The organism is Methylotuvimicrobium alcaliphilum 20Z, assembly GCF_000968535.2.
Taxonomy (GTDB): Bacteria; Pseudomonadota; Gammaproteobacteria; order Methylococcales; family Methylomonadaceae; genus Methylotuvimicrobium; species Methylotuvimicrobium alcaliphilum.
In genome coordinates this window covers 3847524-3860465 of record NC_016112.1, presented here as the reverse complement: position 1 = coordinate 3860465, position 12942 = coordinate 3847524, and the positions used below count along the sequence as shown (strand labels likewise).

Below are 12942 nucleotides of genomic sequence, written 5' to 3'. Positions count from 1 at the left end.
AGGTAAAAATGGGACAAAAAGTACATCCAACGGGTATTCGCCTTGGAATTGTTAAAGACTGGACTTCTAGATGGTACGCAAACTCTCAGGATTACCCGGTTTTTCTGCATCAAGATCTTAAAGTTAGAGACTTTATCAAAAAAAAGCTTGCTCACGCTTCGGTTAGTCGCATTCAGATTAATCGTCCGGCAAGTAATGCTCATATCACCGTTCATACTGCAAGACCAGGGATTGTGATTGGCAAAAAAGGCGAAGACATCGATAAATTGAGACAAGAAGTTTCGGCGATGATGGGCATTCCAGTTCAGATGAATGTCGAAGAAATCAGAAAGCCTGAATTAGATGCTTATCTGGTAGCAGAAAGCATTGCCCAGCAACTTGAAAAAAGAATCATGTACCGTAGGGCTATGAAGCGTGCGGTTACCAACACTATGCGTTTGGGCGCGGAAGGCATCAAAATTAATGTTGCCGGCCGTTTAAACGGTGCTGAAATTGCCCGTACCGAATGGTATAGAGAAGGCCGTGTCCCTTTGCACACACTTAGAGCCGACATCGATTATGGTACGGCCGAGGCAAATACCACTTATGGAATCATTGGCATAAAAGTCTGGATTTTCAAAGGTGAAGTATTTGATATGGATGCACAAGGTGTATCCGATGTTACAGAATCTAAAAAATAGTTGAACGGATAAAGTCATGCTTCAACCCAAAAGAACAAAATTTCGTAAGCAGCATAAGAATAGAAATAACGGTATAGCTGTTCGTGGCTCATCGGTAAGTTTCGGTGAATTCGGATTAAAAGCCACAACAAGAGGAAGGATTACAGCCCGTCAGATCGAAGCTGCACGTAGAGCGATCACTCGTCATGTAAAGCGTGGTGGTAAAATATGGATCAGAGTATTTCCAGACAAGCCTATTACTAAAAAACCTCTAGAAGTTAGGATGGGAAAAGGTAAAGGTAGTGTAGAATACTGGGTTGCTCAGATTAAGCCGGGCACCATGCTTTATGAAATCCAAGGTGTGCCCGAAGAGCTTGCAAGAGAAGCGTTTGCATTAGCATCTGCCAAACTGCCGATTAAGACAACATTCATAGCTCGGACGATAATGTGATGAAAGCCACCGAATTACGACAAAAATCGAAACAAGAATTAGCCGATATGTTACTCGAGCTCTCGAGAGAGCAATTCAATCTCAGAATGCAAAAAGGCACCGGTCAGTTGACAAAGACCGCTCAGGTCAAGCAAGTCAGGCGTGATATTGCCCGTATCCATACTGTATTGAATGAATTGGGGAGAGCGTAAGTCATGAGCGAAAAAACTGAAAAATTAAGAACCTTAAGCGGTCGTGTCATTAGTAATAAAATGGACAAAAGCATTACCGTCTTGGTCGAGCGCTTTGTCAAACACCCCGTGTACGGCAAATATATCAAGCGATCGACAAAATTAATGGCTCATGATGAGCAAAATCAATGCAATGAAGGCGATGTTGTGTCCATTACATCTTGTAGGCCAATGTCCAAAAACAAAACCTTCAGGCTAGTTGAAGTTGTTGAAAGCAACAATAAATAAGCACAAAGAATTTAATATCGAGACAATTGGGAATTAATCATGATTCAGATGCAAACTAACCTTGACGTTGCCGATAATAGCGGTGCAAAAAAGGTCATGTGTATCAAAGTGCTAGGCGGTTCACATAGGCGTTATGCTGGCATTGGCGACATTATCAAAGTCAGTGTTAAAGACGCAATACCGCGTGGTAGAGTAAAAAAAGGCGAAGTTTACAACGCCTTGGTTGTAAGAACTCGTAAAGGAGTTCGTCGTCCTGATGGTTCGGTTATCCGTTTCGACGGAAATGCCGCCGTCATTCTTAATAACCAATTGCAACCTCTCGGTACACGCATATTTGGTCCTGTAACTCGCGAATTAAGGGGAGATAAATTCATGAAAATTATTTCTCTGGCTCCTGAAGTTCTATAAAAAAGGATTAAATCATGCAAAAAATAAAACAAGGCGACGAAGTCATTGTATTGACCGGAAGAGATAAAGGTAAGCGCGGTAAAGTAACTAAAGTGTTTAAGGATGACAAGGTACTCGTAGAAGGGATCAACCGTGTCAAAAAGCACCAAAAAGGCAACCCTCGTGCCGGAGTATCTGGCGGTATCGTTGATAAAGATATGCCTATCCACCTTTCTAATATCGGTATTTACAATCCACAAACCCTAAAAGCGGATCGAATCGGCTTTAAGTTTCTAGAAGATGGAAGAAAAGTCAGGTTTTTTAAATCAACTAATGAAGTTGTTGATATCTAATAGAGGATTATTTAGACATGGCTAGACTAGAAGCTGAATACAAAGAAAAGATCCTGCCGGAATTAATGAAAAAATTCGGCTACAAATCCATTATGCAGGCACCCCGGATTACTAAAATCACACTGAATATGGGTGTTGGCGGTGCGGTTGCGGATAAGAAAATATTACAATCCGCTCTCGGTGATATGGAAAAAATCGCCGGTCAAAAAGCGATTGTCACCTTGGCAAGAAAATCGATAGCCGGGTTCAAAATACGCGATGACATGCCAATTGGCTGTAAAGTCACCCTGCGTAGTGATAGAATGTACGAATTTTTGGATCGCTTGATTAATATTTCCATTCCTCGCATTAGGGATTTCAGGGGGATGAGTCCTAAGAGTTTTGATGGGCGTGGTAATTATTCGATGGGCGTCAAAGAGCAAATCATATTTCCTGAAATTGATTATGACAAAATTGATGCTATTCGCGGAATGGATATTACCATTACGACAACAGCAAAAACCAATGAAGAAGGTTTGGCTTTGTTGAAGCTATTTAACTTTCCATTCAAAAACTAAAAGGCGATCGACTAATGGCTAAAAAATCAATGATTGCGCGTGAAGTAAAGCGTAACAAATTAGTAAAGAAATATGAAACCAAGCGAAAAGAGTTAAAAGAAATCATTCGCAATCCCGGCGCTACTTTTGAAGAAAAAGAAGCTGCTCATTTTCAATTACAAAAGCTACCAAGGGATTCCAGCGCTTCTCGTTTGCGCAACCGGTGTAATATCACTGGGCGTCCTCATGGCTATTATCGCAAATTCGGTTTATCTCGAAATAAATTAAGAGAATCGACCATGCGTGGTGATGTGCCTGGTTTAGTTAAGGCGAGTTGGTAAGATCTGTTTGGAGAATTGAAATGAGTATGACAGACCCAATAGCAGATATGTTGACCAGAATTAGAAATGGTCAATCTGCGGGAAAAATTAGCGTAAAACTGCCTTCTTCTAAATTGAAGGTAGCCATTGTAAAAGTTTTAAAAGATGAAGGTTACATCACCGACTATAGTGTTGAGACGAAAGGTAGTCATAGTGAAATGACCATAGTATTAAAATACTATCAAGGCCGACCTGTCATCGAAAAAGTAAAAAGAATCAGCAGGCCGGGGCTTAGAATTTATAAGTCGAAGGAAGAGCTTCCAAAGGTATTGGGAGGTCTGGGCATAGCTATCGTTTCGACATCGAAAGGTGTCATGACTGACAGAGCGGCACGTGCGATAGGGCATGGCGGTGAAGTTGTTTGTACTGTTTGTTAATTAGGGAGCCAAGTCATGTCAAGAATTGCAAAAGTACCTATCACTCTACCAAGCGGAATTGATATCAAACTCGAAGGCAACGAAGTTACTGTAAAAGGTAGTAAAGGACAATTGTCGGCCTTGTTACACGAAAAAGTAGGTCTGGCCATCGATAATAGCCAAATTGAAATTAAGTGGGATAAGGCGGATAAAATTGCCAATTCACAAGCCGGAACTACTCGTGCCGTTATTAATAATATGATAATTGGTGTGTCTCAAGGTTTTGAAAAGAAACTGGCATTAGTCGGTGTCGGTTATAGAGCTCAAGCTAAAGGCAATACTTTAGGCTTATCTCTTGGCTTTTCCCATCCGGTTGATTATGAAGTGCCGGCGGGTATAACGATCGAAACCCCCAGTCAAACCGAAATTATTGTCAAAGGTTTTGATAAGCAAAAAGTCGGTCAGGTCGCTGCAGAAATTAGAGGATATCGCCCGCCAGAGCCTTATAAAGGCAAGGGTGTCAGATATGCTGATGAGAATGTGGTCAGAAAAGAAGCCAAGAAGAAGTAAGGTAAAGTAATGGAAAAGAAAGCATCACGCTTAAAGCGCGCTCTGAAGCTGCGCAGTAAAATTAAGAATTCCGGAGCGAACCGTTTAACCATACACAAAACCGCTCAACACATTTATGCGCAGGTCATTAGTTCCGATGGGACGCATACGCTTGCAAGTTCTTCGACTGTTCAGGCTGAGGTCAAGTCAGCCGTAAAAAATACAGGAAACGTTGAGGCGGCTGCCGAAGTTGGAAAGTTTGTAGCCCAAAAAGCCATTGCGGCTGGAATCACTGAAGTGGCTTTCGACCGCTCAGGTTTTAAATATCATGGGCGTGTTAAAGCGCTTGCTGATGCCGCGCGTGAAGCCGGTTTAAAATTTTAGGAGATTGATTATGGCTACAGCACCATCTCAAGCAAGTACAGACGGTTTACAAGAAAAATTAGTATCGGTACGTCGTGTAGCAAAAGTTGTGAAAGGCGGTCGAGTTTTCGGCTTTGCTGCTTTAACGGTCGTCGGCGACGGTGAGGGTCGTGTGGGTTATGGCGTAAGTAAAGCCAGAGAAGTTCCCGTTGCAATCCAAAAGTCGTTAGAACAGGCTAGAAAAAACATGCGTAAAGTTGCTCTAAAAGGCGACACTTTGCAATACGCAGTTACGGCGTCCACCGGGGCGGCAAAAGTCTATATGCAACCAGCGTCGGATGGTACCGGTATTATTGCCGGCGGAGCAATGCGTGCGGTATTCGAAGTGGTCGGTGTTCATAATGTACTGGCCAAATGCATTGGAACTAACAACCCAATTAACGTTGTTAGAGCTACGATTGCCGGGTTAACTGAAATGCATGAGCCAAAAGACATCGCAGCCAAGCGCGGCCTGTCGGTTGAGCAGATAATTGGATAGTTGTTATGTCAGATAAAAAATTACAATTAACAATGACAAAAAGTAAACACGGCCGATTAGCAAGCCATCAGGCATGCTTAAAAGGTTTAGGTTTGCGTCGTATTAATCATACGGTATCGGTTTCCGATACCCCTGAAAATCGTGGGATGATTAATAAAGTTTCCTACATGCTAAGGGTAGAGGAATTGTAATGTACTTGAATTCAATAAGTCCTGCTGAAGGATCAAGAAAAAAAGCTAAGCGTGTCGGTCGCGGTATTGGATCTACTCTTGGAAAAACCTGTGGAAGAGGTCATAAAGGCCAAAAAGCAAGAAGCGGTGGATTTCACAAGGTTGGGTTCGAAGGTGGACAAATGCCCCTTCAAAGGCGATTACCGAAAGTTGGTTTTACGTCAAGATGCAAGCATTTGACAGCAGAAGTTCGCTTGAGTGAATTGGCTAACTTGCCTACGGAAACCATCGATTTGCAAGTATTGATCGAGACGGGTGTTGTTCCTGTTTTCACTAAAACCGCTAAAGTAATCCAATCGGGTGAAATTACAAAAGCTGTGACGTTGAAAGGTATAAAAGTGACTGCAGGCGCAAAAGCATCTATTGAAGCGGCTGGCGGCAAAGTAGAGGTCTAAGTGAATACAACAAGAGCACAAATGGCTGAAAAAGCAGGTGGCTATTCAGAATTAAGGTCTAGATTGCTATTCGTGCTGGGGGCGTTTTTCGTCTATCGAGTAGGGGCTCATATCCCTGTTCCTGGTATCGACCCAAAAGCTTTAGCCCTTATGTTTGAACAGCAAAGCGGTTCCATTCTCGATATGTTTAACATGTTTTCGGGTGGGGCATTAATGCGTTTAAGCTTATTTGCTCTTGGTATCATGCCTTACATTTCTGCTTCGATCATCATGCAGTTGATGACTGTAGTCATTCCAACGATGGAGCAGATGAAAAAAGAAGGCGAGTCCGGAAGGCGTAAAATATCTCAATATACACGTTACGGGACCGTAGTTCTGGCGACTTTTCAGGCTGTTGGTATTTCAATAGCTTTGCAAAATCAAACGGCCGGTGGATTATCTGTTGTGATTGCGCCAGGCATGAGTTTTGTTCTCATCACGACGATAACGCTAGTAACGGGAACCATATTTTTGATGTGGTTGGGCGAGCAAGTTACTGAAAGAGGAATCGGCAACGGTATTTCGTTAATTATTTTTGCCGGTATCGTTTCAGGACTTCCCTCGGCTGTCGGCGGTACTTTAGAGCTTGCTAGAACAGGCGAAATGAACAGTGCGTTCATTATTTTGCTATTCTTGCTAACGATCGCTGTTACTGCGCTAGTTGTCTTTGTTGAAAGAGGTCAACGAAGGATTATTATTAATTATCCTAAAAGACAGCAAGGTAGAAGGATGTATGCCGGGCAAAGTAGTTTTCTTCCGTTGAAGCTTAACATGGCGGGTGTTATACCTCCCATTTTTGCCTCAAGTATTATTCTGTTTCCGGCTACGGTAGCAGGTTGGTTCGGAAATGCCGAAGGCTTTGGTTGGCTTAAAGATATTGCGACTATGTTGTCGCCTGGCCAGCCGGTATACGTCATGTTTTATGCGGCAGCCATCATCTTTTTCTGTTTTTTCTATACCGCTTTGGTTTTTAATTCGAAAGAGACTGCGGATAATTTAAAAAAATCAGGTGCGTTCTTGCCTGGCATTAGACCTGGACAGCAGACCAGTGCCTATATAGATAAAGTGATGACGCGTCTTACATTGATTGGTGCTTTTTACATCACAGGCGTTTGCTTATTGCCTGAGTTTCTAATCGTTTACTGGAATGTGCCATTTTATTTTGGCGGGACCTCGTTGTTGATTATCGTTGTTGTCGTGATGGATTTTATTTCTCAGATGCAGACTCACATGATGTCACAGCAATACGAAGGCTTGATGAAGAAAGCGCATCTTAAAAAATAATTAAGTAGTTTAAGTATTACGGAGTGCATTGTGAAAGTTCGTGCGTCAGTTAAAAAAATATGCAGAAAATGCAAAGTCATAAAAAGAAATGGTGTTGTTAGGGTGATCTGTGAAGATGGGCGCCATAAACAACGTCAAGGATAATTTTCTATTGCGCCATAAATCATTAAATGTTATTATTCGGCGCTTAACTTTAGAGTCATTGCTCAGGGGAGTATCTAAATGGCACGTATTGCCGGGATTAACGTACCAGATCATAAGCATGCAGAAATTGCATTGACAGCGATTTATGGTGTTGGACGCAAAACAGCAAATCAGATTTGCGAGAAAGTGGGTATAGCACCGTCAAGAAAAATTAAAGAATTAACAGAAGAGCAGCTTGATTCTGTTCGTGAAGTTATTTCAAAAATGACCGTCGAAGGCGACTTGCGACGTGAAGTTTCAATGAACATCAAGCGATTGATGGATCTAGGTTGTTATCGTGGTATCCGACATCGTCGAGGCCTGCCTTTAAGAGGGCAGAGAACACGGACGAATGCAAGAACCCGTAAGGGCCCTCGCAAGCCTATTAGAAAGTAAAGATATTTCGATAAGAGGTTCATAAATGGCAAGTCCAAATCGTGCGCGTAAACGCATAAAAAAAGAAATAGCGGATGGCATTGCACATGTGCATGCCTCCTTCAATAATACCATCGTTACAATTACTGATAGAAAAGGTAATGCGCTCTCTTGGGCGACGTCCGGTGGTTCAGGTTTTAGGGGTTCAAGAAAAAGCACTCCTTTTGCTGCTCAGGTTGCTGCCGAAAGAGCTGGTTCGGTCGCATTAGAATACGGAATGAAAAACCTAGATGTAATGGTTAAGGGGCCTGGTCCTGGTAGAGAATCTGCCGTTCGTTCATTGAGTAACTTGGGTTTTAAAATCAGCAATATCATTGATGTGACGCCAATCCCTCATAACGGTTGCCGTCCACCTAAAAAACGCCGCGTTTAAGTTCTGGAGTAGTTTGTTATGGCAAGATATCTTGGCCCTACGTGTAAGTTAAGCCGTAGAGAAGGGACCGATCTTTTTTTAAAAAGTAGAGGCAAGTCGTTAGATGGTAAGTGTAAGCTTGACCAGCGGCCTGGACAACACGGTACTAAGCGTACAAGAAGTTCTGATTATGCATTGCAGTTGCGTGCTAAGCAAAGAATTAGAAGGATTTACGGCGTACTAGAAAAGCAATTTAGAAATTATTATAAAATTGCCGATTTAAAGAAAGGTGCAACAGGCGAAAATCTACTAAATCTTCTCGAGTCGAGACTCGATAACGTAGTATATCGGATGGGATTTGCCGCTACCAGAGCAGAAGCTCGTCAGTTGGTTAGTCACAAATCGATTATGGTCAACGACTCGTTAGTTAATATTCCTTCCTATCAGGTTCAGCCTGGTGATGTGATCGGCATCAGGGAAAAGGCAAAAAAACAACAAAGAATTATCGATGCATTAACTGTCACTGAGCAATACGGATTCCCAAATTGGGTTGATGTTAATAGTAAGGACATGGCTGGTACCTTTAAGTCTTTACCTGATCGCGTCGAATTGGGTTCTGATATTAATGAGCAGCTTGTTGTTGAGTTGTACTCGAAATAATAAACCTTAAACTAAGGGATATAAATGCAGAATAGTATTTCCGGCTTATTAAGACCTCGTCTTGTTGAGGTGGTAAGCAAATCCGCTAATCATTCAAGGATTGTAATAGAGCCTCTTGAGCGTGGATTCGGACATTCGCTTGGTAACGCTTTGAGACGGGTGTTATTGTCTTCGATTCCCGGTTGCGCAGTTACAGATATAGAAATTGAAGGTGTGCTGCACGAATATACCGCGATTGAGGGCGTTCAAGAAGATGTTATTGATATCATCTTAAACTTGAAAAAGTTAGCAGTCCTTTTGCACTCGAAAGATGATGTCGTATTGACTCTTTCCAAGAGCGGTGTCGGTGTTGTTACTGCTGCAGATATTCAGTTACCTCACGATGTAGAAATTGTTAATCCTGACTTGGTTATTGCAAATTTGACCCAGGATAAGCAATTCAATATGAAGATTCGCGTCAGAAGAGGTCGAGGGTATGAGCCGGTTAGTGCGCGAAAACAGCAAACCGATAATCCTATCATTGGTAGTCTGCAAGTTGATGCTTCGTATAGTCCGATTATAAAAGTTGCTTATCAAGTCGAGAGTACTCGCGTAGAGCAGAGAACGAATCTCGATAAGTTAATCGTTGAGCTAGAGACAAATGGTACGGTTGATCCGGAAGAGACTATAAAGCTAGCGGCAACCATATTGCATGATCAATTATCCGTTTTCGTGGATTTTGAAAAGGTTGCTCCTCCTGTCGATGAAAAAGAAGCGCCTCAAGAAGGTCCGGATATCGATCCTGTTTTGTTGAGACCTGTTGATGATTTAGAATTAACTGTTAGATCAGCAAACTGTTTAAAAGCGGAAAACATTTTTTATATAGGTGACTTGATTCAAAGAACTGAAGTTGAGTTGCTTAAAACCCCAAATTTAGGTAAAAAGTCCCTCACGGAAATCAAAGATGTGCTGGCTTTAAAAGGATTATCTCTAGGTATGCGCCTAGAAAATTGGCCTCCTGATAATCTGATTGATCAAAATCAAAGCAGTTTTTAAAATTATAACTTTAGGTCGTAATTACAATGAGACATCGTAAGTCTGGAAGAAAGTTTAATATGAATAGCAGCCACCGTAAGGCGCTATTCAGCAATATGGTTGGTTCGCTAATTAAGCATGAGCTTATTAAAACTACTTTGCCTAAGGCTAAAGAGTTAAGAAGTTATGCGGAGCCGTTAATCACTTTATCCAAAGAAGATTCGGTCGCAAAAAGAAGATTGGCCTTCGCTAAGTTGCGCGACCGTTCGATAGTGACTAAATTGTTTAATGAATTGGGTCCTCGTTATAAAGATCGTCAAGGTGGGTATTTACGCATTATGAAATGTGGTTTTAGACCCGGCGACTCCGCTCCTATGGCTTATGTAGAGTTGGTTGATCGTCCGATAGCTAGCGATAATGCTGAGTAAATTTTCCTGACACTTATCAAGACATAAAAAAAGCCGGTTTTAAACCGGCTTTTTTTATGTCTTGTGTTTTATGGTTATGTGATATGCCTTTTACAGTTCAAGTTTCGGCATTTAAAAGAGATGTCGGTGGTGGGGTGTCTGCGGCAGGATAGATTTCTGCTCCTGCAAAACCTAAATTCACCCAGCACCTAAATAAGCCATTATTTTTAAAGCTATGTTCGCGTTAGCAATTGAAACGGTTCTTTTTCCTACTAAATAAACCCATTAGGAAATAGTCAATGATTGCTTTCCAATACACTGAGCGTGGAAGAGGGTATACGATTACTCGCCTGACAGGACGCCGTAAATACCTCCATGTAGGCTTGACGGCGGCTATCCCTGCCGCCGCGGCACCTGTCAATCGAGCAACCGTACCCTCCTTTCAACCATTGGCGTGATATTGAAAAAAGAAAGTTATTCAGAGTTTGTGTTCTGGGGTTTCATGTTGGCTTTAAGTTCAAAAGTATCAACTATTAACGCGAACATAGTCATTTTTAATCATAGCCAATTGCCTATGGAATTTAGGTGCTGGGTTCATGGCGTCCTGCCAAACCCTCTGCAAAGCTCATGGTTGCAGGACGTTGTTTATCGCGAAATTTTAGTGGGTCATTTTTCCAATAGTTTTGTTTTATCCGGTTTGCCGTTCCACTCGTCGGCTTCAGGCAGGGGGGGCTTGACTTCACTGATTACGGGCCATTTCTTTGCGAGATCGGCATTAATTTCGATAAACATCTCTTGCCCTTCCGGTAGTTCGTCTTCGGCAAAAATGGCTTCCGCGGGGCATTCGGGTTCACACAGCGTGCAATCAATGCATTCGTCGGGGTCGATAACGAGAAAGTTGGGGCCTTCATGGAAGCAGTCGACGGGGCAAACGTCAACGCAGTCGGTATATTTACATTTAATACAGTTCTCGGTGACTACAAAGGTCATATTGGTTACCAATTGATGTTAATTAAAATTGCGTATTTAAAATGGACTAATCATATCAGAAAGCAAGTTCTGAATGAATCTCTTGAGATGATAAATACATTCTACAAAATATCGCTGATCTTGTGCTTAAAAAAGCTAAGTATGCCGCAATTCTCAGTTTGAGCTGTTTCTCCGATCTAAGGGCGTGTGGTATGCCTGTCGAGGGGAGCGTCATAAATCCAGCGCCTAAATTATCCATGGCCAATGGGCTATGGATAATTTAGGTGCTGGGTAAATACATCCATGTAGGCTCTATGCTGGCAAAGCCTTTGTGAGCACAATGGATGGTGTGTATTAGGGCAATGCAGGGCAGAAAAATGCTCCTGCATTTTCTGCATTCATTGCATCCATGTAACTCAGCAATTGCCGAGGAGCGAAAATCGACCGGACGCCCTGGCGCCTTCTCTGGCACTGCCGAAATTTGAAGTGCGAAAGGTAAAATACGAATTTGCAGCAATGGAGTTTGGGGTACCGTTTCGAAGTAGTCTATAAAGATGCAATCTGTTTTTTTTGCGATTTCGATTCGATGTTGGCTGTCTTGATGATTATTTGTTTTATTTTTTCTTTAAGAGATGAGTCGGCAAATTCTTGTTCTTGGCGTACCGGTCCGTTTAATGCTGTTTTGAAATACTCAATTGCTTCTTCCGGCTGGTCTTTATTCAAGAGATATTGCCCATAGTAAAAGTTGCTTTCTATTCCCTGAGGGTTGATTTGTAGTCCTTTTTTTAGGTATTGCTCGGCTTTTTTATCGTCTCCGAAGGCAATTGGCCAGCCGGGTGCTTGATAATAGAGTGAGCCTAATGTAATGAGTGCGGATCCATCCAGCGTGTCGGGTTTAATGTTTATGGTTTTTATCAGTAAATCCTGTGCTTTATGAATGGCGGCCAAGGCTTCGATGGGGTTTTGATGTTCAGCTCTAGAGGCAATGATGGTAGCTTGCCAAAACATTAATTCTGGGCTGTCGTGGGTTTGCTTGGCGAATTCTGTGGTTTTATTCAGTAGGCGGGTGTAAGCGTTTTCTTTGTCGCGAATTTCTGCGGAAAAGTAAATTGAGGCCCATTCTGCTTCTATTGCGTGAACGACACGGTCAAGCTCATTAGCGAAGCCTGGGTAAGGAAGTAGCAAAAAAACAACAAAAATAAATCTTTTCATGCCTTAAATAATAGGGCAAAAAAACCTCTATTACAATGATATTTATGCTTTTAAATTACATTAAGTCCATTTTGAAAATGGGTTTAATGATAAGTTGTTGTTGTAATAACGCAAATCATGCGTGACTTCTTGCCCTATCCATTCCGGTTTATTGAAGGATTGATCGGTATCCTGTAATTCAATCTCAGCGACGATGAGTCCTTGGTTTTCCCCTTCGAACTCATCGATTTCCCAGATATGCGGGCCTATCGGTATCAAGTGACGGGTTTTTTCAATTAGTGGTTTTCTGCAGAGATTGCTGATTATTTCCTCAGCATCTTGATAAGGAATTTCGTATTCGTATTCATGGCGAAAATTGCCTATTGTGGCGCTTTTGATGTTAAGCCATGCTTCATTATCACTGATTCTTACGCGAATTGAAGTGTTCTTTTCCGAAGCTAAATAACCTTGCTTATACTTTGTGGATTTGGTGACAAAATTTCGCCAGTGGTCATTAAGTAATAAAAATTTGTGTTCTATCTCGATTGCCATAATAGTGAAGAATGTTAGTAACTATTCAGCGCATGCGGTAGGTTGGTGTCAGGCATTGATTTCTAAGGACGCGTGAATACATCCCTGTAAGCTCTGGCTGCAACGTCCTGTTGCAGACAGCCTTATAAATCAATGCCTGACACCTTCTCATACATGACTTATGCTGAATAATTGCGAATGTTATACGAAAATGCGTTTATT

General features: G+C 42.0%; 24 protein-coding genes. 21 read left to right on the top strand and 3 right to left on the bottom strand.

What is annotated here, in order from left to right; translation table 11 throughout:
* Nucleotides 1-8 precede the first annotated feature (8 nt).
* From rpsC to rplQ, 21 genes are all read left to right on the top strand, one after another.
* A complete protein-coding gene (gene rpsC / locus MEALZ_RS16340; protein ID WP_014149767.1) occupies nt 9-680 on the top strand; it encodes a 30S ribosomal protein S3 in 672 nt (223 codons plus the stop codon).
* Between the two features lie 16 nt (nt 681-696).
* Complete coding sequence (rplP, locus tag MEALZ_RS16335; RefSeq protein WP_014149766.1) at nt 697-1110, top strand: 50S ribosomal protein L16; 414 nt, start codon at nt 697-699, stop codon at nt 1108-1110.
* On the top strand, nt 1110-1301 hold the full coding sequence (gene rpmC, locus MEALZ_RS16330) for a 50S ribosomal protein L29 (protein WP_014149765.1): 192 nt from the start codon (nt 1110-1112) through the stop codon (nt 1299-1301). Before rplP ends, rpmC begins: the two co-directional genes overlap by 1 nt.
* Nucleotides 1302-1304: 3 nt before the next feature.
* Nucleotides 1305-1568, top strand: a complete 264-nt coding sequence (gene rpsQ, locus MEALZ_RS16325; RefSeq protein WP_014149764.1) for a 30S ribosomal protein S17 — start codon at nt 1305-1307, stop codon at nt 1566-1568.
* 39 nt (nt 1569-1607) lie between these two features.
* Nucleotides 1608-1976 (top strand): 50S ribosomal protein L14, encoded by a 369-nt coding sequence (rplN, locus tag MEALZ_RS16320; RefSeq protein WP_014149763.1) that lies wholly within the window; start codon nt 1608-1610, stop codon nt 1974-1976.
* 14 nt (nt 1977-1990) lie between these two features.
* Nucleotides 1991-2308 (top strand): 50S ribosomal protein L24, encoded by a 318-nt coding sequence (gene rplX, locus MEALZ_RS16315; RefSeq protein ID WP_014149762.1) that lies wholly within the window; start codon nt 1991-1993, stop codon nt 2306-2308.
* A gap of 17 nt (nt 2309-2325) precedes the next feature.
* Nucleotides 2326-2865, top strand: a complete 540-nt coding sequence (gene rplE, locus MEALZ_RS16310) for a 50S ribosomal protein L5 (RefSeq protein WP_014149761.1) — start codon at nt 2326-2328, stop codon at nt 2863-2865.
* Between the two features lie 14 nt (nt 2866-2879).
* Nucleotides 2880-3185: a 30S ribosomal protein S14 gene (gene rpsN, locus MEALZ_RS16305; protein WP_014149760.1), complete on the top strand. Its 306-nt coding sequence runs from the start codon at nt 2880-2882 to the stop codon at nt 3183-3185.
* 20 nt (nt 3186-3205) lie between these two features.
* The gene (gene rpsH / locus MEALZ_RS16300) at nt 3206-3601 is read left to right on the top strand and encodes a 30S ribosomal protein S8 (protein WP_014149759.1); all 396 of its coding nucleotides are present in this window, start codon (nt 3206-3208) and stop codon (nt 3599-3601) included.
* A 15-nt stretch (nt 3602-3616) separates the two neighbouring features.
* Nucleotides 3617-4150 carry a 50S ribosomal protein L6 gene (rplF, locus tag MEALZ_RS16295; RefSeq protein ID WP_014149758.1) on the top strand — a complete coding sequence of 178 codons (534 nt, stop codon included), beginning with the start codon at nt 3617-3619 and terminating at the stop codon, nt 4148-4150.
* 9 nt (nt 4151-4159) lie between these two features.
* Nucleotides 4160-4513: a 50S ribosomal protein L18 gene (rplR, locus tag MEALZ_RS16290; protein WP_014149757.1), complete on the top strand. Its 354-nt coding sequence runs from the start codon at nt 4160-4162 to the stop codon at nt 4511-4513.
* 10 nt (nt 4514-4523) lie between these two features.
* A complete protein-coding gene (gene rpsE / locus MEALZ_RS16285) occupies nt 4524-5030 on the top strand; it encodes a 30S ribosomal protein S5 (RefSeq protein ID WP_014149756.1) in 507 nt (168 codons plus the stop codon).
* A gap of 5 nt (nt 5031-5035) precedes the next feature.
* Nucleotides 5036-5221 carry a 50S ribosomal protein L30 gene (rpmD, locus tag MEALZ_RS22280; protein ID WP_014149755.1) on the top strand — a complete coding sequence of 62 codons (186 nt, stop codon included), beginning with the start codon at nt 5036-5038 and terminating at the stop codon, nt 5219-5221.
* Nucleotides 5221-5655: a 50S ribosomal protein L15 gene (gene rplO, locus MEALZ_RS16280; protein ID WP_014149754.1), complete on the top strand. Its 435-nt coding sequence runs from the start codon at nt 5221-5223 to the stop codon at nt 5653-5655. Before rpmD ends, rplO begins: the two co-directional genes overlap by 1 nt.
* Nucleotides 5656-5676: 21 nt before the next feature.
* Nucleotides 5677-6978, top strand: coding sequence for a preprotein translocase subunit SecY (secY, locus tag MEALZ_RS16275; RefSeq protein ID WP_014149753.1), 1302 nt, complete (start codon nt 5677-5679; stop codon nt 6976-6978).
* Between the two features lie 30 nt (nt 6979-7008).
* Nucleotides 7009-7122 carry a 50S ribosomal protein L36 gene (rpmJ, locus tag MEALZ_RS22275; protein ID WP_083877706.1) on the top strand — a complete coding sequence of 38 codons (114 nt, stop codon included), beginning with the start codon at nt 7009-7011 and terminating at the stop codon, nt 7120-7122.
* Between the two features lie 78 nt (nt 7123-7200).
* Nucleotides 7201-7557: a 30S ribosomal protein S13 gene (rpsM, locus tag MEALZ_RS16270; RefSeq protein WP_014149752.1), complete on the top strand. Its 357-nt coding sequence runs from the start codon at nt 7201-7203 to the stop codon at nt 7555-7557.
* A gap of 25 nt (nt 7558-7582) precedes the next feature.
* Nucleotides 7583-7969, top strand: coding sequence for a 30S ribosomal protein S11 (rpsK, locus tag MEALZ_RS16265; protein ID WP_014149751.1), 387 nt, complete (start codon nt 7583-7585; stop codon nt 7967-7969).
* Between the two features lie 18 nt (nt 7970-7987).
* Nucleotides 7988-8608: a 30S ribosomal protein S4 gene (gene rpsD / locus MEALZ_RS16260; RefSeq protein WP_014149750.1), complete on the top strand. Its 621-nt coding sequence runs from the start codon at nt 7988-7990 to the stop codon at nt 8606-8608.
* Between the two features lie 24 nt (nt 8609-8632).
* Nucleotides 8633-9643 (top strand): DNA-directed RNA polymerase subunit alpha, encoded by a 1011-nt coding sequence (locus MEALZ_RS16255; protein ID WP_014149749.1) that lies wholly within the window; start codon nt 8633-8635, stop codon nt 9641-9643.
* A gap of 26 nt (nt 9644-9669) precedes the next feature.
* Complete coding sequence (rplQ, locus tag MEALZ_RS16250) at nt 9670-10050, top strand: 50S ribosomal protein L17 (protein ID WP_014149748.1); 381 nt, start codon at nt 9670-9672, stop codon at nt 10048-10050.
* 645 nt (nt 10051-10695) lie between these two features.
* On the opposite strand, the gene fdxA is transcribed toward rplQ, so the two are convergent.
* The 3 genes from fdxA to MEALZ_RS16235 all read right to left on the bottom strand — a co-directional run bounded on the left by fdxA (nt 10696) and on the right by MEALZ_RS16235 (nt 12741).
* Complete coding sequence (gene fdxA, locus MEALZ_RS16245; protein WP_046061216.1) at nt 10696-11019, bottom strand: ferredoxin FdxA; 324 nt, start codon at nt 11017-11019, stop codon at nt 10696-10698.
* A gap of 525 nt (nt 11020-11544) precedes the next feature.
* Entirely contained in the window at nt 11545-12210 is a 666-nt protein-coding gene (locus MEALZ_RS16240) for a tetratricopeptide repeat protein (RefSeq protein ID WP_014149746.1), read from the bottom strand.
* Between the two features lie 60 nt (nt 12211-12270).
* The gene (locus tag MEALZ_RS16235; protein ID WP_014149745.1) at nt 12271-12741 is read right to left on the bottom strand and encodes a CYTH domain-containing protein; all 471 of its coding nucleotides are present in this window, start codon (nt 12739-12741) and stop codon (nt 12271-12273) included.
* Nucleotides 12742-12942 lie beyond the last annotated feature (201 nt).

Coding starts and splice junctions, on each gene's coding strand:
- rpsC (WP_014149767.1), top strand. CDS start 9: ATGGGACAAAAAGTACATCCAACGGGTATTCGCCTTGGAATTGTTAAA.
- rplP (WP_014149766.1), top strand. CDS start 697: ATGCTTCAACCCAAAAGAACAAAATTTCGTAAGCAGCATAAGAATAGA.
- rpmC (WP_014149765.1), top strand. CDS start 1,110: ATGAAAGCCACCGAATTACGACAAAAATCGAAACAAGAATTAGCCGAT.
- rpsQ (WP_014149764.1), top strand. CDS start 1,305: ATGAGCGAAAAAACTGAAAAATTAAGAACCTTAAGCGGTCGTGTCATT.
- rplN (WP_014149763.1), top strand. CDS start 1,608: ATGATTCAGATGCAAACTAACCTTGACGTTGCCGATAATAGCGGTGCA.
- rplX (WP_014149762.1), top strand. CDS start 1,991: ATGCAAAAAATAAAACAAGGCGACGAAGTCATTGTATTGACCGGAAGA.
- rplE (WP_014149761.1), top strand. CDS start 2,326: ATGGCTAGACTAGAAGCTGAATACAAAGAAAAGATCCTGCCGGAATTA.
- rpsN (WP_014149760.1), top strand. CDS start 2,880: ATGGCTAAAAAATCAATGATTGCGCGTGAAGTAAAGCGTAACAAATTA.
- rpsH (WP_014149759.1), top strand. CDS start 3,206: ATGAGTATGACAGACCCAATAGCAGATATGTTGACCAGAATTAGAAAT.
- rplF (WP_014149758.1), top strand. CDS start 3,617: ATGTCAAGAATTGCAAAAGTACCTATCACTCTACCAAGCGGAATTGAT.
- rplR (WP_014149757.1), top strand. CDS start 4,160: ATGGAAAAGAAAGCATCACGCTTAAAGCGCGCTCTGAAGCTGCGCAGT.
- rpsE (WP_014149756.1), top strand. CDS start 4,524: ATGGCTACAGCACCATCTCAAGCAAGTACAGACGGTTTACAAGAAAAA.
- rpmD (WP_014149755.1), top strand. CDS start 5,036: ATGTCAGATAAAAAATTACAATTAACAATGACAAAAAGTAAACACGGC.
- rplO (WP_014149754.1), top strand. CDS start 5,221: ATGTACTTGAATTCAATAAGTCCTGCTGAAGGATCAAGAAAAAAAGCT.
- secY (WP_014149753.1), top strand. CDS start 5,677: ATGGCTGAAAAAGCAGGTGGCTATTCAGAATTAAGGTCTAGATTGCTA.
- rpsM (WP_014149752.1), top strand. CDS start 7,201: ATGGCACGTATTGCCGGGATTAACGTACCAGATCATAAGCATGCAGAA.
- rpsK (WP_014149751.1), top strand. CDS start 7,583: ATGGCAAGTCCAAATCGTGCGCGTAAACGCATAAAAAAAGAAATAGCG.
- rpsD (WP_014149750.1), top strand. CDS start 7,988: ATGGCAAGATATCTTGGCCCTACGTGTAAGTTAAGCCGTAGAGAAGGG.
- MEALZ_RS16255 (WP_014149749.1), top strand. CDS start 8,633: ATGCAGAATAGTATTTCCGGCTTATTAAGACCTCGTCTTGTTGAGGTG.
- rplQ (WP_014149748.1), top strand. CDS start 9,670: ATGAGACATCGTAAGTCTGGAAGAAAGTTTAATATGAATAGCAGCCAC.
- fdxA (WP_046061216.1), bottom strand. CDS start 11,019: ATGACCTTTGTAGTCACCGAGAACTGTATTAAATGTAAATATACCGAC.
- MEALZ_RS16240 (WP_014149746.1), bottom strand. CDS start 12,210: ATGAAAAGATTTATTTTTGTTGTTTTTTTGCTACTTCCTTACCCAGGC.
- MEALZ_RS16235 (WP_014149745.1), bottom strand. CDS start 12,741: ATGGCAATCGAGATAGAACACAAATTTTTATTACTTAATGACCACTGG.